The organism is Pseudomonas sp. WS 5059 (assembly GCF_012985525.1).
Taxonomy (GTDB): domain Bacteria; phylum Pseudomonadota; class Gammaproteobacteria; order Pseudomonadales; family Pseudomonadaceae; genus Aquipseudomonas.
Genome location: NZ_JAAQWO010000001.1, coordinates 849,894 through 869,515 on the forward strand (window position 1 = coordinate 849,894; position 19,622 = coordinate 869,515).

Annotated in this window: 15 protein-coding genes, 2 pseudogenes and 1 riboswitch; of the genes and pseudogenes, 13 read left to right on the forward strand and 4 right to left on the reverse strand. The window is 59.5% G+C overall.

Translation table 11 applies throughout. The annotated features are described in order from the left end of the window. The first annotated feature begins 53 nt into the window (after nt 1-53). The 4 genes from HBO12_RS03575 (at nt 54) to HBO12_RS03590 (ending at nt 5,531) form a co-directional block, all read left to right on the forward strand. On the forward strand, nt 54-1,466 hold the full coding sequence (locus HBO12_RS03575) for an amidase (protein WP_170041463.1): 1,413 nt from the start codon (nt 54-56) through the stop codon (nt 1,464-1,466). Between the two features lie 144 nt (nt 1,467-1,610). Next, entirely contained in the window at nt 1,611-2,108 is a 498-nt protein-coding gene (locus tag HBO12_RS03580) for an RNA polymerase sigma factor (protein ID WP_262376891.1), read from the forward strand. A 5-nt stretch (nt 2,109-2,113) separates the two neighbouring features. Continuing rightward, nucleotides 2,114-3,049 carry a FecR family protein gene (locus HBO12_RS03585; RefSeq protein ID WP_170041465.1) on the forward strand — a complete coding sequence of 312 codons (936 nt, stop codon included), beginning with the start codon at nt 2,114-2,116 and terminating at the stop codon, nt 3,047-3,049. A 76-nt stretch (nt 3,050-3,125) separates the two neighbouring features. Beyond that, the gene (locus HBO12_RS03590) at nt 3,126-5,531 is read left to right on the forward strand and encodes a TonB-dependent siderophore receptor (protein WP_170041466.1); all 2,406 of its coding nucleotides are present in this window, start codon (nt 3,126-3,128) and stop codon (nt 5,529-5,531) included. A gap of 117 nt (nt 5,532-5,648) precedes the next feature. Here HBO12_RS03590 and HBO12_RS03595 read toward each other — a convergent pair whose 3' ends face one another. Then, nucleotides 5,649-6,794, reverse strand: coding sequence for a serine hydrolase domain-containing protein (locus HBO12_RS03595; RefSeq protein ID WP_169951464.1), 1,146 nt, complete (start codon nt 6,792-6,794; stop codon nt 5,649-5,651). Between the two features lie 140 nt (nt 6,795-6,934). Further along, the gene (locus HBO12_RS03600) at nt 6,935-8,002 is read right to left on the reverse strand and encodes a fatty acid desaturase (protein ID WP_169951462.1); all 1,068 of its coding nucleotides are present in this window, start codon (nt 8,000-8,002) and stop codon (nt 6,935-6,937) included. A 318-nt stretch (nt 8,003-8,320) separates the two neighbouring features. On the opposite strand from HBO12_RS03600, the gene HBO12_RS03605 reads away from it, so the two are divergent. Then, complete coding sequence (locus tag HBO12_RS03605) at nt 8,321-8,884, forward strand: recombinase family protein (RefSeq protein ID WP_170041467.1); 564 nt, start codon at nt 8,321-8,323, stop codon at nt 8,882-8,884. 42 nt (nt 8,885-8,926) lie between these two features. Here HBO12_RS03605 and HBO12_RS03610 read toward each other — a convergent pair whose 3' ends face one another. Further along, a complete protein-coding gene (locus tag HBO12_RS03610) occupies nt 8,927-9,481 on the reverse strand; it encodes a P-loop NTPase family protein (RefSeq protein WP_170041468.1) in 555 nt (184 codons plus the stop codon). A 180-nt stretch (nt 9,482-9,661) separates the two neighbouring features. Between HBO12_RS03610 and HBO12_RS03615 the strand changes: the two genes are divergently transcribed. From HBO12_RS03615 to HBO12_RS03625, 3 genes are all read left to right on the forward strand, one after another. After that, nucleotides 9,662-10,177, forward strand: coding sequence for a sigma-70 family RNA polymerase sigma factor (locus tag HBO12_RS03615; RefSeq protein WP_346266485.1), 516 nt, complete (start codon nt 9,662-9,664; stop codon nt 10,175-10,177). Beyond that, nucleotides 10,174-11,136, forward strand: coding sequence for a FecR domain-containing protein (locus tag HBO12_RS03620; RefSeq protein WP_170041469.1), 963 nt, complete (start codon nt 10,174-10,176; stop codon nt 11,134-11,136). Before HBO12_RS03615 ends, HBO12_RS03620 begins: the two co-directional genes overlap by 4 nt. Nucleotides 11,137-11,233: 97 nt before the next feature. Then, nucleotides 11,234-13,699, forward strand: a complete 2,466-nt coding sequence (locus tag HBO12_RS03625) for a TonB-dependent siderophore receptor (RefSeq protein WP_170041470.1) — start codon at nt 11,234-11,236, stop codon at nt 13,697-13,699. A 568-nt stretch (nt 13,700-14,267) separates the two neighbouring features. On the opposite strand, the pseudogene HBO12_RS03630 reads toward HBO12_RS03625, so the two are convergent. Next, nucleotides 14,268-14,891: pseudogene (locus HBO12_RS03630) on the reverse strand (LTA synthase family protein); the annotation flags it as partial. On the opposite strand from HBO12_RS03630, the pseudogene HBO12_RS03635 reads away from it, so the two are divergent. From HBO12_RS03635 to HBO12_RS03655, 5 genes and pseudogenes are all read left to right on the forward strand, one after another. After that, nucleotides 14,883-15,836, forward strand: a pseudogene (locus HBO12_RS03635) (ATP-binding protein); the annotation flags it as partial. The pseudogenes HBO12_RS03630 and HBO12_RS03635 sit on opposite strands and share 9 nt — an antisense overlap. A gap of 52 nt (nt 15,837-15,888) precedes the next feature. After that, nucleotides 15,889-16,061, forward strand: a riboswitch (yybP-ykoY riboswitch). A 4-nt stretch (nt 16,062-16,065) separates the two neighbouring features. Next, nucleotides 16,066-16,629, forward strand: coding sequence for a manganese efflux pump MntP (gene mntP / locus HBO12_RS03640; protein WP_170041471.1), 564 nt, complete (start codon nt 16,066-16,068; stop codon nt 16,627-16,629). Between the two features lie 184 nt (nt 16,630-16,813). Further along, nucleotides 16,814-17,221, forward strand: a complete 408-nt coding sequence (locus HBO12_RS28670; RefSeq protein WP_170041472.1) for a GtrA family protein — start codon at nt 16,814-16,816, stop codon at nt 17,219-17,221. Then, the gene (locus HBO12_RS03650; RefSeq protein WP_262376893.1) at nt 17,202-18,188 is read left to right on the forward strand and encodes a glycosyltransferase family 2 protein; all 987 of its coding nucleotides are present in this window, start codon (nt 17,202-17,204) and stop codon (nt 18,186-18,188) included. The genes HBO12_RS28670 and HBO12_RS03650 overlap by 20 nt, the downstream gene beginning before the upstream one ends. Then, nucleotides 18,188-19,621: an ArnT family glycosyltransferase gene (locus tag HBO12_RS03655; protein ID WP_262376894.1), complete on the forward strand. Its 1,434-nt coding sequence runs from the start codon at nt 18,188-18,190 to the stop codon at nt 19,619-19,621. Before HBO12_RS03650 ends, HBO12_RS03655 begins: the two co-directional genes overlap by 1 nt. Nucleotide 19,622 lies beyond the last annotated feature (1 nt).

The window sequence follows — 19,622 nt, forward strand, 5'->3', positions numbered from 1 at the left end:
AACGCCCGTCGAACACGGGGATACCGACTCACAAATCTTAGAATCCAGAAATTATGTGCGAACGATCCGAAGCCCTTTGTTTCCAGACTGCCCTGCAGATTGCCCATCTGATCGCTACCCGGCAGATCACCTCGCGCGCCGTCACGCAATACTTTCTGGACCGTATTGCACGCAGCAGCGCGCTTAACGCCTTCACGATAGTGTTCGCAGAGCAAGCCTTGGCGGCCGCCGATGCCGCCGACAGTGCACTCGATACAGGCCAACCCTTGAGCCCATTGCATGGCGTGCCGGTTGCCATCAAAGACAACATCGAAATCGCCAACACCCTGGCCTCGGCAGGTTCGTTAAGCCGCCTGACCACTATCAGTTCCGCGACCAGCGCCGTCGCGCAACGTTTACAGGCGGCGGGAATGGTTATCGTCGGCAAGACCCAGATGACCGAATTTGCCTTCGGCTTATCCGGGCAGAACCCGACCCGAGGCACGCCCTGGAACCCCTGGGACGCCAAGTTGCATCGCGCCCCGGGCGGGTCCTCTTCAGGCGCGGCGGTTGCAGTTGCAGCAGGACTGGTACCGATTGCCGTCGGTGGCGATACCGGCGGATCGATACGAGCTCCCGCATCGCTTAATCATTTGGTTGGCTTCAAACCGTCCAGCGGCCTCATCAGCCTGGACGGTGTCGTTCCACTGGCTCCCAGCCTGGATGTGCTGGGCCCAATCGCCCGCGACGTAAACGACGCGCATGCGCTCACCGCCATCATTGCCAGCCCGTATACGGGCAATGGGTTGAAGGTTCAGGCTGAACTTGCCAGTGAGTGGGTGCCCACCAAGCCGGGCACCGTATTTGTACTGGACCAGAGTGCGTTCCCCAGTGCGCTGTCCATTGGCACCCGCCGGGTATGGGACCAGGCCTTGGGCAATCTGAACGCGGCCGGCTGGACGCTCGAAAGCTGGGTTCCCAATGATGAGTTGGATATCGCTCAGCTTTCCGAATGCAACTCGATGATCATTGCTTATGAGGGCTATCGCGAGTTTGGGCACCTGGCCCATGACCCCGCGCAGCTACTCTGGAAGGTGGTGCGCAATCGAATCCTGGCGGGTGCGGATATCAGCCGTGATGCCTACGAACACGCCGTTGCGCAGCGTGCAACGGCAGCCGCGGCATTCACCCGTGCGATCGGCTCATTTGGGGTGTTGTTGATGCCTGTCAGCAGCCACGGTGCCTTGCCCCTGGATGACGAGGACGTCAATCACGCCAGTATTGGCAAGTTCAGCCGAGCCAGTAATTACCTGGGCACTCCGGCAATCGCCCTGCCCGCCGGATTCGATGAGGCCCAGATGCCGATTGGCGTGCAGCTGCTAGGCCCGGTATTTACAGATATGCACTTGCTGAAAACAGCGAGCGCCATGGCGCCTTCGCTTTTACTTGACGGGCGCACGCCTGAGCTTGAGCGATGGGGGCTTTAAACCAGGTACAAACAGCAATCGCCCAAGACGACCAGTCCCAGTCACAGGCCGATCGAGATGGCAGCCCAAGAAAAGATTGTTAATGCGAAGCACTATCATTAAAGTGCAGGACTTTCCTCTGCGTGATCTCTGCTAATGTCGAGCATGACCACCGAAGAGCTTGAGGTGGCGTTTCGGGCCCATGCCACCGAGTTGCGTTCGTTTCTTCATCGTCAGTTGCGCAATCCTGAGACTGCGGCCGATCTGACCCAGGAAACCTACCTGCGCCTGCTCCGCCAGCCACCCCGCAAGCCGGTGCTCAATCTACGCGGCTTTATCTTTAAAGTTGCGCGCAACTTGGCGATTGATCATGCGCGCAGCAGGCAGACGCGAGAGCGCCTCGACGAAGGCACCGCCTACCTCTACGAGGTGACCGGCGAGAGCCCGGCGCTGTTCGATGTGGTGGTCGCGCAACAAGAACTGGCCGCGATGGCTCACGCTCTGCACCGCTTGCCTACCCAGTGCCAGGAGATATTCACGCTGTGTCGGCTGCAAAACCTGCCCCACAAGGAAGTGGCCCTGCAACTTAAGGTTTCGGTCAGTACGGTGGAAAAACAATTGGCTATTGCGCTCGACTTTCTCAGCCAATGCCTGCAACGATAGCCGGTATGCACGATCAACCCCACACCACGCCATCCCTCAGCGAAATCCAGCGCACTGCCCACGCGTGGGTGATTCGCCTCACCTCGGGTTCGGTGCAGCCATCGGATGTGGCGGCGGCGCGGGCATGGTGCGAACAGGCGCCGGAGCATCAGCAGGCGTTTGTCGAAGCGCGTCGGATGTGGAGTTTAAGTGCGCATCTGGCCCAGCCTGCTGCTTCGGCACGGCCGTCCGCGCGTCGCCTGTGGGCAATGGGTATCGCGGCGTCGTTGGTGCTCGGGCTCGGCGTGACATGGGCGCAACGAATGGCATTGGATGCCGACTATTACACCGGCACCGGTGAGCGTCGACAGGTCGTGCTAGCTGATGGTTCGCAGATCACCTTGAATGCCAACAGCGCCGTTGATGTGAAATTCACTGACGATGGGCGGCGTATTACCCTGCGCAAAGGCGAGGCCGTGTTCGACGTGAAGCCGGACCCGCAGCGGCCCTTCAGTGTGCAGGCGGGAGCCTTGAGCGCGACGGCCCTGGGCACGATCTACGCCGTACGCCGTGATGCAGAGCACGTGGATGTCACGGTGCGCCGCGGGCGTGTGGCCGTCACGGGCGAGCCTGACAAGGTGACGCTCGGCGCTGGCGAGACCGTTGGCGGGCGTGCCGATGGCCTGGGCGCCAAGCAGCGTGTGGACGTCGACACGATGCTGGCCTGGGAGCAAGGTCGCCTGGTCTTCGAGCTGACACCGCTGGCGCAGGTGCTTGAGCAACTCGAACGCTATCGTCCGGGAATCATAGTGCTGCGGGACTCGCGCCTGGGCGCACTCAAGGTCAGCGGCACCTTTCAGCTCAACGACCTGGACGAGGGCCTGACGACGCTGGAGAACGTCTTTGCCCTCAAGATCGAGCGCTACACCGACTATCTGCTGGTGATCTCCTCCAAGACTTGACTATTTTTACGGGTGTTGGCGTGTCAGCCGTCTTCCTTCCCTAGAACGATAATGCTTCGTATTAGGGAGACCACTGATGCACCATCCGTTACCTGAAGGGCTGCACATAAAATCGTTGTCCGCCGCCCCGCTCGCCCTCTTGTGCGTGCTGATATCCGGCCTGGCAGTGGCTGACCCTCACTCTTTCAACATTGCACCGCAACCCCTGGCGAGCGCGCTGAACCGCCTGGCTGCTCAAAGCGGTTTACAGGTGATTTTTGATGGCACGCTGGTAGTCGGCAAGAACAGCCTTGGAGTCGTCGGCCCCAAAGAGCCAGAAGCGGCACTGGCTGACGTCTTGAAAGGCAGCGGCTTGACCTGGCGCACGACCGGCGCAAACAGCGTGATGCTGGAAAAGGCCCCCGAATCGAGCAGCACCCTGCAATTGGGGGAGACGGCAATCGTCGGCCAGCAGATGGGTGAAACCACCGAGAACACCGGCTCCTACACCACCGGGGCCATGCAGACCGCCACCAAGCTCCCCTTGACCTTGCGGGAAACGCCGCAGTCGGTCAGCGTGGTCACGCGCAAACGCATGGACGACAAAGCCATGACCACCATCAGCGATGTGGCCCAAAGCGCACCGGGCTTTTTCTTGAATAACTCCGGCGGCGTTGGGCGACCCACGTTCAGCGCGCGCGGGTTCGACGTCGACACCATTATGTACGACGGCTTTCCCACCAGTTTCCTCACCTACCTGCCCAGCAGCGAAGCCAATCTGGCCATGTATGACCGGGTGGAAATCGTGCGTGGCGCCACCGGCCTGGCCCAGGGCGCGGGCAGCCCGGCTGGGGCGATCAACCTGGTGCGCAAGCGCCCGACCCACAAATTCCAGGCCGTGCTCACCGGCAGTGCCGGCAGTTGGGACGATTACAGCAGCACCCTGGACATTGGCGGCCCGCTCAACGAAAGCGGCACCTTGCGTGCCCGTACGGTGCTCTCGCGGCAGGACTCGAAAAGCTTTCGCGAGTCGGTAGAGAGCGACGCCGATCTGTACTACGGCGTCGTGGACGCCGACCTGACGGATACCACCACGCTGACGCTGGGGGCCTATCGGCAGAAGGACTACACCAACTACGTCTGGGGCGGGTTGCCCATGGCCCGTGGCGGTGGTCATCTAGGACTGCCCCGGGACACGTTCCTGGGGCATGACTATGAATACATGGACAACCGCACCACCGGGTATTTCGCGACCCTGGAGCATGGTTTCGCCAATGACTGGAAGCTGCGCATGGCAGCCATGCAGTCGATGACCAACACCGACGTGCTGGCCTCCTCCATATGGGGATACAACCGCCACTATCTATGGACGCAAGCCATGGAGCAGAAAGAGAAAGGCTATGACCTGGCCCTCAGCGGCCCCTTCCAGCTACTGGGCCAGGAACATGACTTCACCGTGGGCGTCAGCAAGCGCCAGCTGGATTATCGTACCGGTAAGATTTGGGAAAGGTTCATCGACAGCAACGTCGATCTGTTCGCGTGGGACCCACGTGGCCACACCAAGCCCACTATCGTCAAAGGCCCCGACGGCCGTCTCGAGACGACGACTCAGGACAGCCTCTATACCAGCACCCGCCTGCGCTTGACCGACCCGCTGTCGCTGATTCTCGGCGGCCGTCTGGACTGGTACGAATTCCAAAGCAGGGCCAACCCTGCCAGCAGCTACAAGGTCACGCGCAATCTGACCCGCTATGCTGGCCTGGTCTATGACCTGGACACCAATCACTCGGTCTATGTCAGCTACACGGATATCTTCAAGCCACAGACCGAAAAAGGCCTCGGTGGACAAGTGGTGGTGCCTATCGTGGGCGAGAACTACGAGGTGGGTATCAAGGGCGAATACTTTGATGGCGCACTGAACGCCAGCCTGGCGGTTTTCCAGATTGACCAGAAGAACCGCGCCCAGCAATTGCCGGATGTCAAAGGCTGCGGTGCAACCGCCAACAGTGAGTGCTATGAGTCTTCCGGCCTGGTGCGCAGCCGCGGTGTGGACCTGGAAATCCAGGGCGCCCTGAGCGAAAACTGGCAACTGGCCGGCGGGTACACCTACACCCAGACGAAGTACGTCAACGACGCCACTGCAACCCTGGAAGGCCAGGACTTCAACCGCCGGCTGCCGCGCCAGCTATTCAAGCTGTCCACCCTCTACACCCTGCCCGGCGACCTGCAACGCTGGCGCATTGGCGGTGATGTTTATCAGCAGAGCCAGATCCGCACCGCAGGGGGCAGCGGTACCAGTGCATGGCAAAACCGGCAGGGCTCGTACACCGTGGCCGGCCTGGTGGCAGGCTACAAGGCCAGCGAGCAACTGGATTTGCAGGTCAACGTAAACAACCTGTTCGACCGTACCTACTACGTCAGCATCGCCAACGGCGGCTATGAACCGTACGACGTCTACGGCGACCCGCGTAACTTCAAACTGACTGCCCGCTACAGCTTCTAAGAAGCGGCTCGACGCTCATGTCCAAGGACGGACATGAGCAGGATAGATAGGGCGCGAGTTTGTCGACCTTATCCTCAAGTGACGAGCTGCAAAGGCAACTGATAAATGAACGCCCCTTCAAAGCGCCGCATAAACAAGCGCGGATAGCCGGCCAGGACGCGGATCAATCATCGTATGGCTGCCCGAGGTCGTGGTGACAAAACCAAAGCTCACGCGACTGTCGGGATCGGCAAAACTCACCGGGCCGCCAAGGCCCAGATGACCAAAGGCGCGGGGGCCCATTGCAAGGGAAGCCGTCGGGTCGACTTGCTGCTCCAGCATGCAACCCAGGCCGTAGCGCATTGGGCGCATCCATGAGCGATCCATGCCGTGACTGTGCTCTTGGGTGAACTCACGGAGCATTTCGCGCCCGATAAAGTTTCCCGCCAGCAACGCACTGTAGAAACCGGCGAGGCCGTGAGCGGTACCGTGTCCACACACAGCCGGTTGGCGATAGGCCCACCAGCGAGGGTCGCTGGTGCGTCTGGGCACCATTCCGGGATTGGTGAAGGCATATGTCGCGATGTGCGATGGCTGGTTTTTCAGCACTGCTCGCAACGCTTGCGAGTAAGGATCGCCGACTCGCCCGGTGGCACTGTCGAACCGGGCGATACGATGAAAGTGCTGTTCGTCCACGCCAAGGTGAACGTCCAGGTCATGAGGGTCCAGAATCTCGTCATGGATAAAGACGCAGGCATCGCGGCCGTCCACCCGACGAATCAACTCACCGAGTATCCAGCCAAAGGTGGTGGTGCCGTACCCCAGGTCGGTTCCCGGCTCCCACCACAGCGGCTCGGCCTCAAGGACCCGTATCATGTGTTCCCAGTCAAACATCATGGGGTTGTGGTCGGGGGCGCGCAGCGCCGGCAGGCCCGCGGTGTGATTCATCACCTGACGCAAGGTCACCCGGGCTTTGCCGCTCTGGGCGAACTCAGGCCAGTAACGGGCCACGGGTGCATCCAGCTCCAGCTTGCCCTGCTCGACCAACATCAGCACCGCCACCGCCACATAGGGCTTTACTACGCAAAAGGTATTGGCCAATGTATCGCGCGTCCACGGCTGGGTGCCCTCTTGATCCGCCATACCGGCCCACAGGTCGACGACCATCTCCCCGCCTACCTGCACGCAAAGCCCGGCTCCACGCTCCTGCGGATCATCAAACATCTGCTCGAAAGCCTGCTTGACCGCTTCGAACTGTTTTGCACACATCCCTTGTGCCTTCATACCTCAGACTCCTCGCATTTGAAGTATTGCTATTGAGCATTAACAAAGTTGCCAGGCGACAAGAAACATGCCGCCTGGCAGCCCCATTTACGGATTACGGCTGGGCCGTAACTATCAGCTGATAATACTTTTCGCGAACTTCACCCGCGCGACCGTGTTTGCGAGTGATCCAGGGAAAAACGGTTCGCACGCTTGTATGTGCCGAAGTCATTGAACCTGACACCTGCCTGCGCCATGACTTTATGGGCATAAGGCGCCGTCATCTGACGCAGATAGAACGGGTCCCTCACAACGAAGTGATGAATACTGTGCGTGCTGCCAAAGTTAAAACAGAACATCTGGAACGGCCACAACCACCAAGGGTTCATTACCTGGGTTTGTTGTAACGCATTACGCGGGGCGACGTCGCCATAGTAATGCATATTTGAACTTACAAAGAACAGGCAGAACTGCCTTATCAGGTTTGGAGCGATAAGAATGACGACTACATTATTGACCACCTCCATTAGCGCCAGCGTTGCCGCAGAACTATGAACCTGCGCCCCGCTGATTGACCCAAGCCAGACATACAGGTGGTAGCCGAGGAACACATACCAGCACCCCCAGTACACAAGGCCGAAAGGCGTGTTGAGTCGAATGATTTTGCCTAACAATCTTACCTTTTGCCGCCATCCCGGAGCAAAAACCGCGTTTAGGAAACCAAAGACAAATCCATCCATCAGTTTCAACAACCGCAGGATTCCCCAAGGGCTACCACTGGTAGTGATCCAGGCCTCGACATCCGAGTCAGTTCCGGATTCTTTATGGTGATGAAAGTGCAGACTGCGTCTTAACCACGGACTGGGCATTCCCGGTCGCGCCAACCAGCAAAAAAACATCATGGCATTATGGGCCAGCGGTTTTTTTCTGAAATAAAGCCGATGAATCAAATCATGTTCGATTTCATGAATAAAAGAAGTCAGCAGCGCGTTAATAAAAATACACATCCAGCCAGGGATAAAACCCTTGATATAGAGCCCTCCCGTGACCACCATGCCTACCAGGGAAAACACCATGACACTCGCTCCCAGAGCATCCTGATGCTGCAGGATCGGGTAGCGCTTGCGTAGGTCGTTCCCATGTTCGGTAATGCGCCGGGTTACATGATCAATCTTTTCCTGATCGGTATTTAGGCGATCAATTTCGATGGCTTCTTCCAAGACCTTCATCCATTCATCCTCTGCTTGCATCGGGGAATTACCAGCTTCGTCAAGCCGGTCACATCAATTGTTTGAGCGATAAAACAGTAGACATTCAAATTCACTGCGCGAATTCACGCGCACCGCTCAATAAATATGAAATCGACTGTTTACGGAAAACTTGTTAGGATCATTCCAAGCTTCAAAATGATAAGATAAGTTCAATTCTTTGCAACTGTGTATTTTGGGCGAGCTCAGTGTTACAGGAATTTGTGTAAGTTTTAATAATTTAGTTACAGTTTGTACAAGGATAAAACAACTGCGTACAAGTATTGCCAAGGAGGCACTATGAGATTGCATCGCATCAAATATTTCCGGCTCTCTCTACAAGAATCCGAGGGTAGCGCGGAGAAAAAAACGAGCCATGATGTATTTGACGCAGTGTTTTGCGATGAGGCTGCAGACAATGCCGCAAATCGCCCAGGCCTTGAACGGCTGATTCGCTATACACAGTGCGGGGATACCGTGGTTGTCGACAGCATGGCAGCGCTCACCTCCAGCATCGAGCAACTGTGTACCCTGATTCGCCGGTTGATTGAAAAGCAGGTAAACCTGGAGTTTTTGAGCGAAAACCTGGTTTTCCGACACGACTGCCTTGAAGTTATGGAGCCCATCATTGCGGTAATGGAGATGATCGCAGAGTTCGAACGCACTGCGACGATGGAAAGACAGGCAATAGGCATTGCCCGCGCAAAGATGCGGGGAGTTTATAGAGGGCGCAAGAAAAAACTGTCCGACAATCAGGTTGTAAGTTTAATTGACCGTGCCTGTGCGGGAGAAAGTAAATCTAAACTAGCGCGCGATTTTGAAATCAGTCGCCAGACACTTTATCGGTACTTGAGATCTACATAGCGGACTTGTCAGTCACATAATGAAGAGTCCATGGCATGTCCCTTAGATGACCGGCTCCAGGGCTATTTGCGAAACCGCATGCAGCACATCCGCAACCATGTGCTCGGCAGCGCTCTCCCCGTTGATAGGCAACACCGGCACCACCTGCCTTGAAATCCACGCCTCATGCCGCGCTCGATTGCGTCCGCTAAAAAGTGGGTCGTCATACTGCGAGGCCCACTCGCGAAAGGCGATATGTATTTCATGCATATCGCCACCTTGGGCAATACGTTCGCCAAAACGCGCCTTTTCACGCAGGTCCAGGCGCTGTAGGCGCACAGGTGTTGGTGTCGTCACAAAGACGATCAGGCTGGCATGGCTGATAAGCGCTTCTCCCCAGCCATCAGCAGAGCCGCTCAACACCCAGCCTTGATCGCCAAGTGTTCGCTTGATCAAACAGACGCGCTCGTTGGGTGGTCGCTTGGTTGTGAAAGGCGGATTGGTGGGTAACCAGTAAAAGTCGTCCACATCGACATGGGGTACGCCCAACGACGCTGCAAGGGTTTGCCCCAAGGTCGTGACGCCTGCACACGAAGCGCCGGTGATATAGATGCGCACTGTTCTCTCCATGAATGTAAGCGGCTTTGGAGTCTACGAGTTTTATCCACGCAGCGGGAATGGGGGCGGATCTGTTTAATTAAATGGATCTGTCCCCTTTTGTTCTTGCTGAACCCCGTCGCCCCGCACTAAGATGCGACAAATTCTCAAATGCATTCAGTTATCGCGCGGAGGCTTTTCGTGTCGTCGCCACCCACTCCTTCAGCCCCTCACGCCGATATCCGCGCGCTGTACATCGATCATCACGCCTGGTTGCTGGACTGGTTGCGCAAGCGACTGCGTCACGGCGACAACGCTGCCGACCTGGCCCAGGACACCTTTGTGCACATCCTCGGCAAGCCGCAGCGGTTGCAGGAGTTGCGTCAGCCACGGGCGTGGCTGAGCACAGTGGCCCATGGGTTGCTGGTGGATCGCGTGCGCCGCCAACGGGTCGAGCGGGCTTACCTGCAAGCCATTGCCCACCTGCCGGAAGCTGGGGTGCCGTCGCCGGAATCGCAACTGATTCTGTTGGAAACCCTGGTGCGCGTCGACGCCCTGCTCGATGGCCTGCGGCCCAAAGTGCGCATGGCCTTCCTGATGTCGCGGCTCGAAGGCCTCAGCTACAAGGACATCGCCGAGCGCCTGGCGATCAGCCTCAGCTCGGTGGAGAAGTACATGGCCACTGCCATTCGCCACTGCTACCTGGCGCAACGATGAGCGTTCCTGATGGCGTGCTCGATCAGGCGATCGGTTGGTTGGTGCGGATCGAATCCAGCGGCGCCACCCCCGAGGTCCTGGCAGCCTGCCAACGCTGGCGCCAGGCCGACGCGCTGCATGAAACCGCCTGGCAAGCGCTGCAAAAAATCGACGCGCCCTTCCAGAGCCTGGCCGCGCTGCCCGGCAGCGTGGCACTGGACACGCTGGAGCGCCTGAACAGCGGGCAGCGCAGCCGGCGCCAAGCGCTCAAGTTGCTGGGCATGGGGTTGCTTGCCAGCGGCGTTACCGGCTGGTCGCTGCGCGACAGCACGCTGGTGCCCTGGGGCGCGGACTATGCCACTGGGGTCGGCGAACGACGCCAGTTCCTGCTGGCTGACGGCACCCGCCTGCAACTGAACACCGCCAGTACGGTGGATGTGCAATTCAGCGCCCAGCGCCGGCTGATCACCCTGCGGCGTGGCGAGATTTTCATCGACACCGGCAAGGACAGTGCCGCACCCGGCGGGCGCCGCAGCTTCTGGGTCAGCAGCCGGCATGCACAGCTGCAAGCCATCGGCACCGCCTTTGCGGTGCGTGACGAGCCGAATGGCACGCGCCTGCGGGTCGAGGACGGCGTGGTGGCCATTCATGGAAAAGGCGAGCCGATCCAGGTCGCTGCCGGTGAGCAATACCTGATTGATGCCAGCGGCAGCCACCGTGTCGAAGCCAGCCCCCTCAACGCCAGCGCCTGGACCCGTGGGCAGTTGGTGGCCAAACGCATGCGCCTGCACGACCTGACCGCCGAACTGGCGCGTTATCGCCACGGCTGGTTGCACTGTGACCCGGCCGTCGCGCAGTTGGAGGTGTCGGGCGTGTTCCAGCTCGACGACATCGACCGTGCCTTGAGTGCCCTGGGTGATTCGCTGCCGGTGCGCATCGAGCGCTTCACCCCGCTTTGGACCCGTGTCCTCGCTCGTTAAGCCGGATGAGAAAAAATCGCAAAAACTTTTACGGGTTTTGCCAAGCCCTTCGACAGACAGGCAATACACCTCGTCATTCGTAAGGAGCTTACCGTTCATGTCCCACCCTTTGAATCCCCCCCGGCCCCTGCAACGCAGCGTTCTTGCGCTCACCCTCCAGAGCATTTTGCTGGGTGGCATGAGCAGCCTGGTGCTGGCCAGCTTTGCCGTGCAGGCCGAACAGGCCGATAGCCGCCACTACGACCTGGCCGCGGGGGCGCTGGAAGAGTCGCTCAACAGCTTCGCCCAGGTAGCCGGGATCACCCTGCCCTTTGATCCGGCCCTGGTGCAGGGCAAGCGCGCGCCGGCGCTGCGGGGTGACTTTGGGGTGCATGAGGGTCTGGACCGCCTGCTGGTTGACAGTGGTCTGGCCGTTACGCGCAATGCCAGCGGCAACTACCTGCTGATACCGCGCGGCCAAGCCACCGGCGCTGTTGAACTGGGCGCGACCACCGTCAGCGGCCTGGCCCTGGGCTCGACCACTGAAAACAGCGGTTCCTACACCACAGGGGCGATGCAGACTGCAACCAAGCTGCCGTTGTCCCTGCGCGAGACGCCGCAGTCGGTGACGGTGATCACCCGCCAGCGCATGGACGACCAGGGCATGCGCAGCCTTGACGATGTGGTCCAGGCCACGCCCGGGCTGCGCTTGTCGGCCTCGCGCCCGGCCAACAGCGAGTATTTCGCCCGTGGTTTCCCCATCACCAACCTGATGTTTGACGGCCTGCCCACCACCTACAACGCCGACTGGGTCGCCACTGCCGACCTGGCCCCCTACGACCGCGTCGAAGTGGTGCGCGGCGCCACCGGCATGATGCAGGGCGCCGGCAACCCGTCGGCCGCCATCAACATGGTACGTAAACGCCCCACCAAGGAATTCCAAGCCAGTATCAGTGGCAGTGCCGGCAGTTGGGACAACTACCGCAGCGAGCTGGATGTTTCCGGCCCGGTCAATGCCAGCGGCACGGTACGCGGGCGCTTTGTCGGCGCCTACAACGACAAGGACAGCTATCAGGATTACGCCGGGCGCGAACGCGGCGTGTTCTACGGCATCAGCGAGTTCGACCTGAGCGACAGCACGACCCTGACCGTGGGGGCGTCCGACCAGAACGACAATAACAACATCAACTGGGGCGGCTTGCCGGTGAACACCGACGGTAGCCACATGGGCTTCTCGCGCTCCAAGACCTTCGGCTATAGCTGGTCGCACCAGGACGTCGACAATAAGACGGTGTTCGTCGAACTGGACCAGCGCTTCGACAACGACTGGCGCCTGCACCTGGGCGCCTCGAAGAACTGGTCGGAATTCAAGATGATGGGCGCCGTCCTCGAACGCAACAACGACGCCACCTACCGCCAGCGCGTCTTCAACCAGGGCCGTGATTTTGATCAGTCCACCTATGATTTTTTCGCCAGCGGACCTTTCTCGCTGCTAGGTCGCCAGCATGAATTGGTGGTGGGCGCCAGCAAGCGCCAGCTCAAGACCGAGGCCACCGGCGGCCACGTGTTCATCAGCGTGCCGGACATCAACGGCTTCAGCCCCAAGGGCCTGGCTAGACCGACCGTTCCGGACGTTTACTCCCTCAATGACAAAGTCGATCAGGAAGGTCTCTACCTGACCACCCGCTGGAACCTGGCCGACCCGCTGAAAGTCATTCTCGGCGCGCGCCTGGACTGGTACGACGCCACCTCGATCTATGACCAGACCAACGACCAGTACTACACCTCGGGCAAAACCCGGGAAGTGCGCCACGTCACCCGCTATGCCGGGGTTATCTATGACCTGGACGACAACCACTCGGTGTATGCCAGCTACACCGACATCTTCCAGCCCCAGACCGAGAAGAACGGCGAAGGTGCCGGGATCAAGCCGATCACCGGCGCAAACTACGAAGTGGGCATCAAGGGCGAATACTTTGGCGGCGCGCTGAACGCCAGCGCTTCGCTGTTCCAGATCGACCAGCTCAACCGTGCAGCGGAAGTGGCCGACGCCAGTGTCTGCCGAGTGATCCCCGCCGGCAGCTACGGCTGCTATGAAGCCGCCGGCAAGGTGCGCAGCCAGGGACTGGAACTTGAGATCAACGGCGCCCTGACGCCCAACTGGCAAGTGGCTGCCGGCTATACCTTCGCCCAGGCCAAGTACGAAAAGGATGCGGACAAGAGCAAGGAAGGCAGCCTGTTCGACACCGACGTCCCGCGCCATATGTTCAAGGCCAATACCACCTACCATCTGCAAGGCGACATGAGCCAATGGCGCATCGGTGCCAACCTCTATAGCCAGAGCGCAACGTTCAACAAAGGCAGCAACGTGTTTGGCAAGTTCCATATCGAACAGGATGCCTACGCCTTGGTCGGACTGATGGCGGGTTACCAGGTGAATAAACATCTGGATACCCAACTGAACATCAATAACGTCTTCGACAAAAAGTACTACCAGGGCATCGCCAGCAACTCGACCTGGAGCCCGTACGACGTGTTTGGTGACCCGCGTAACTTCACGGTAACGGCCAAATACTCCTTCTAAGCACCAGCAGGAGAATTCGCACAGACCCCAAGCTGGATTGCCTGCAATGGCGGTCTACCACGAACCACCGCCATCGCGGGCAAGCCCGCTCCCACAGGGGGTGCGGCAGGGCTGAGAATCTGCGCCACATCACCAATCAAATGTAGGAGCCGGCTTGCCGGCGATTAGCGGTCTACCAGCCACCAGATGCAGCGGCTGAACCACCGCCATCGCCGGCAAGCCGGCTCCTACAGGGGGTGCGCGGCAGGGCTGAGAATCTGCGCCACATCACCAATCAAATGTAGGAGCCGGCTTGCCGGCGATTAGCGGTCTACCAGCCACCAGATGCTGCGGCTGAACCACTGCCATCGCCGGCAAGCCGGCTCCTACAGGGGGGGCGCGGCAGGGCTGAGAATCTGCGCCACATCACCAATCAAATGTAGGAGCTGGCTTGCCGGCGATTAGCGGTCTACCAGCCACCATCAGCGCACATTGCGGTACAGCATCAACCGCGCGCTTTCATGCAGGCCCCGGGTCAGGTCGACCAGGCGTTGGAATTGCTCGGGGTTTTGCGCCGCTACATTCCCTGGGGCAGATCGCGCAGGATCCGGTCGCTTTCCTTGAACAGGTCCAGATCGGAGATGCCCCACACATCCACTCGCGGCGATTGCCAATCGCGTTCTTCATACAAGCGCACGCCATCGATACTTTGCTGGATCAACGCATTGATATTGGCCCACCCGGCGTTACCGCCAATCATGTACAGCTTCTGGTAATCGGTGAAAGCGTTGATCAGCGTGTGCTGGCGAGTGATCAGAGGGTGGCGGGTCGCCGTCTCCTGACGCGTGACATCCGGTACGCCCGTGATGCTCGCCCACACAGTCTTTGCGGTGCCGGTGACCGGCACATAGAAATGCTTGAAGAACCAGCTCTGGCTCGCCAGCCGGTCAAGGTTTGGCGTCGGGTCCAGAGGGTTGCCATAGGCGCCGACCGCACTGGTGCCAAGGGATTCAAGCATCACAAACATCACGTTCGGCGTGGTGCCAAGCCGGTACGGCTGCGCCTTTTGCTCACGCTCGAACGTCAGGCTTTGCGGGTCTGGGCGGTCCACGCCCAGGTAATGGGCAACCACCGGATAATGCTCGCGCACCTGCGGCTCATCGAACTGCGCCTGCCCGGCCTTGAGCGTGTCGTAGAAAAACAGATCTGGGTGGGCGAGCGGGATGACATCCGCCAGGACCTGATCCAGCGCATCGTCGGCCATACGCTGTGGCCCAGTGTGATTGGCGTGCCGCTGTTGGCCGCCTTGATCTGGCTGACCATCGGTTGGGGGTTGCAGCCGTTACGCGCAATGGCCCACACCATCCGTGGCCGCAATACCGAAACCCTCAAGCCGCTCAACCTGCGCCCCCTGCCCCACGACCTGGAGCCCATGCAGACCGCGCTCAATCGCCTGTTGCAACAGATCGACAACCTGCTGGCGCGGGAGCGCCGTTTTATCGCCGATGCGGCCCACGAATTGCGCACGCCCCTGGCGATCCTGCGGATCCATGCGCAGAACGCCCAGTTGGCCAGCACCCCACAACAACGGGAGGAAGCTCTCGAGTTCCTGGTCAGCGCCGTCGACCGCGCCACACGCATTGCCAGCCAGTTGCTGACCATGGCGCGTATCGAGCCGCGCCTGGCCAACCCCGATCGATGCGATGTGGAACTGACCGCGCTGGTGCGTGAGGAACTGGCCGAACTGACGCCCCTGGCGCTGGCAAAGGGTATCGAGTTGATCCTCGACAGCGACCACCACTGCCTGGTCAAGACCGACCCCGTCGCCCTGGCGATCGCCCTGCAGAATCTGGTGACCAATGCGCTGAACTTCGCCCCACCCGGCAGCGAGGTCCGCGTGCAGGTGCAACCGCAGGCGTCGGGGGCGGTGTACATCAGTGTCGAGGACGCCGGCCCGGGTATCGACGAAGGTCAATATGCGCGCCTGTTCGAGCGGTTCTACAGCCAGGGGCATGCCAATGGCGCCGGGCTGGGCCTGGCGATTGTGCAGATGATCGTCAGCAAGATCGGCAGCACCTTGCAGCTGTACAACCTGCCCCAGGGCGGGCTGTGCGCTGAACTGCGGATCAACGAGGGCGCGCCGCTTCAGAAAGGTTGAGCAGCCCGCGGGGCGGTTTTGACGTTTTTTTCATGTTTGCCCGCATAAGATCCCGCACCTCGTTGGGGAGTAGCCTGCTTGCGAGTCTTTCGCAAGCGTTCGTATCAACATTCTCGGCAACCTGCCGTGGTACGAACACCTTTTGGTTGGTGAGACCAGCGACACATCCATGCCTAAAGTCGGGCGTGTGGTTGTGTCGTTGACTCATAGCCCGACTGGAAGAGCGCCCGTGAATCCTGTTTCCCTCATTCTCCTGGCCCTGGCCATGTCCACCGACGCCTTTGCCGCCGCGATCGGCAAAGGCTCCAGCCTGCACAAACCACGCCTGTCGGAAGCGCTGCGTACCGGTTTGATTTTCGGCGTCATCGAAGCCATTACCCCGATTATCGGCTGGCTGATCGGCCAGGCCGCCACGCGCTGGGTGGCAGACTGGGACCACTGGATCGCCTTCACCTTGCTGGTGGTACTGGGCCTGCACATGATTTACAACGGCCTCAAGCACGAAGACGAGGCCGAAGAGAAAAGCGCCCAGCACTCCTTCCTGGTCCTTGCCGTCACCGCATTTGCCACCAGCATCGATGCCCTCGCGGTGGGCGTCGGCCTGGCGTTTGTCGATGTGAACATCTGGGTGGCCGCTGCCGCCATCGGCCTGGCGACCATGACCATGGTCACCATTGGTGTGATGCTCGGCCGGGTCCTCGGCACGATGTTCGGCAAACGCGCAGAGATCGTGGGCGGGGTCGTGCTGATGATAGTGGGTGCGACGATTTTGTATGAGCACCTGTCGGTCTAATCCTCCATCTATCCTATAGAAAGGGACCGACTGCCCCTTTCTATAGGTGACTTATAACAACTAGCCAACACTAAAATTACACTTTGGCAATATGAGCCACTTCAAACATCTTTTTCACATTTGCACATTCATGAGTCGTTAAAGTCAGCGCCATACAGACTCTTGAATACGTGTAACTCTCTCGATGACAGCCCCTGCGTCCCACAACACCTGCGCGCGACTACCTTGTTATTTAACAGTTGGAGTACTTGCCACCGGCGCTCACTACCTAACACTTTTGTTATTGTCGTTGGCGCTACCAGCATTAATAGCGACTTTACTGGGTGGACTAATCGGCACCGCCGTAAGTTACCAAGGCAACAAACGCTGGACGTTCACAACCCCCCGCCCACCCGATAATTATCAATGGTTGCGCTTTTGCATCACGGCCCTCGCCTATAACGCGGCAAACCTGGGGCTGATGGCCTTGCTGCTGGCGCTCTGGCCCCGGCACCTATGGCTGATGCAAGGGCTGACCACCCTCGCCCTGACGTTGCTCACATACCGAATCAATCAGCACTGGAGCTTTCGCCATGAACCCATCAAGACCTGAGCGCCCTCTGCGCCCGCTGCTCAGTGTGGTTGTCTGCTGTTATAACGAAGCCAAGGTACTGCCACTCTTTCATAAACGATTAATGGCTGTGCTGGACACATTAACCATTCGCCATGAAGTGTTGTATGTAAACGACGGCAGTCGCGATGAAACACTGGCGCTGCTGGCGGGTTATTGCCGGGTACCGGGGGTTCGCTGCCTGAACCTGAGCCGCAACTTCGGCAAGGAAGCGGCGATGGTCGCCGGTATTGATTATGCCGGTGGCAATGGGTTGTTATTTATTGACGCAGACCTGCAAGACCCACCCGAACTTATTCCATTAATGGTTCATCATTGGTTGACTGGCAGCGATATCGTCAATATGCAGCGCCGCACTCGACTGTCTGATACGTCAAGCAAACGGATCAGTGCCCATCTCTACTACAAACTGATGAACTTCCTGGCCGACAAGTTTGATGTGCCTGCCGACGTCAGCGACTTCCGCCTGATTGGCCCTGCCCCCCTGGCAGCGCTGCGATGCATGCCCGAGCGCACACGGTTCATGAAGGGCCTGATCAGTTGGCTGGGGTTCAATACCATCGAGCTGCCCTACGACCGTGAACCACGCAGCGCCGGCCTCAGTAAATGGGGGCCGCTGGCGCTGATCGACCTGGGTATCGAAGGTGTGTTGGCCCTCTCGCGCAAGCCGTTGCGCTGGTTCAGCCTGCTCAGCCTGGTGATTTTCATCGCGACCCTGGTCCTGATCATCTATCAGGTGAGCGTCAACAACTTCAGTTCCCATCACGTGATCATGGGCATCGCCGCGTTCATCGCCCTGGGCATCGCGATGATCGGCGAATACCTGGGCGCCACGTTGAGCGAGGTCAGGCAGCGTCCCATCTACCTGCTCGACAGGCTGCTCGGCGAAACCCCCGAACGCCCGGAACACACCTGCCCCCCACACCCTCGCGAACAAGAAAACCGCTGATGACTATGACGACCCGTACGCTATGGCTGCTATTGATCGCCATTTTGGGCCTGCGCCTGGCAAGCCTGGGGCTCTACCCGCTGATGGACACCTCAGAAGCCCGCTATGCAGAAATGGCGCGCAAGATGCTGGTACTCGGTAACTGGGTAACCCCGCTGTTCGAGGTAGATGTGCCGTTTTGGGGCAAGCCGCCGCTGTCGTTCTGGAGCCAGGCGCTGGCCATGCAGTGGCTGGGCATCAATGAATTCGCGATTCGTGTTCCGGCGTGGCTGTTTCATGTGGCCAGTTGCCTGATCATCATTCGTTTTGCCCGTGAGCAAGCGGATGAAAAAACCGCCGTGCTGGCGGCGATTATCTTTTCCAGCTCGACCCTCGGCCTGCTGTCAGCGGGGGTGGTGCTGACTGATCCGGCACTGAGTTTCTCGGTCCTGCTGGCCACCTACGGCTTTTGGCGCGGCGTGGCACAAGGCGACCGGCGGTGGGCGCTGGCAGGATTCGCCGGCCTGGGTCTTGGCCTGTTGGCGAAGGGGCCATTGGCAGTGGTCTTGGTCGCCATTCCCGCGTTCGCCTGGACCGTTGGTTATCGCCAGTGGCGCGCTTTTTTGCGCTTGCCCTGGCTCACCGGCGTTTTGCTGATGCTGCTGATCGCCGTGCCCTGGTACCTGCTTGCCGAACAACGCACCCCCGGCTTTATTGATTACTTCCTCGTGGGCGAGCATTGGAAGCGCTATGTCGTCAGCGATTGGGCCGGCGACTTGTACGGCAGCGCCCATGCCCGGCCAATCGGTGCCATCTGGCTGGATCTGCTGCTGGCGTTTTTCCCGTGGACCCTGCTGCTACCCGCGCTCTACATTGGCTTTCGCCGCTCGGTGCTGTCGGGACGCTACTACGCGTTCATCACCCTGTGGGCCCTGGCAACCCCGGCCTTTTTCACGTTCTCCGGCAATATCCTGTGGACTTACCTGTTGCCGGCCCTACCGGCCTGGAGCCTGTTACTGGCAGGCGCGCTCAATCAGGCGCGCTGGAGCACCGGGAAAATAGTCACTGGACTGATGCTGGCACTGCTCTTGCCTGTGTGGCTGCCGATTGCCGCAATCGATGGCCGTGCCTTTGATCGGCCCAACAACCAGCGCGACCTCGCCTACGCCTGGCAGCAACTGCAAGCCAGCGCGCCGGGAAGCCTTTACTACTGGGGCCGCCGCTCCTATTCGGGAGAGTTCTACACAAAGGGCCAGGCGCGCCAGATCGACGACTTGAGCAGCCTGCCCGATGACCGGACGTTCTACATCGCCCGCCGCGAACGTGACCTCAAGCGCGGTCTCCAGGGGTTGCAGCCGTTGAACTGCGTCGAACAACTGCGGGCCAGCCAGAGTGTGTTGTTTCGGTGCGGCACAGGATCTGTAAATGCCATACAAAATGTACCAAGCAGTTAAT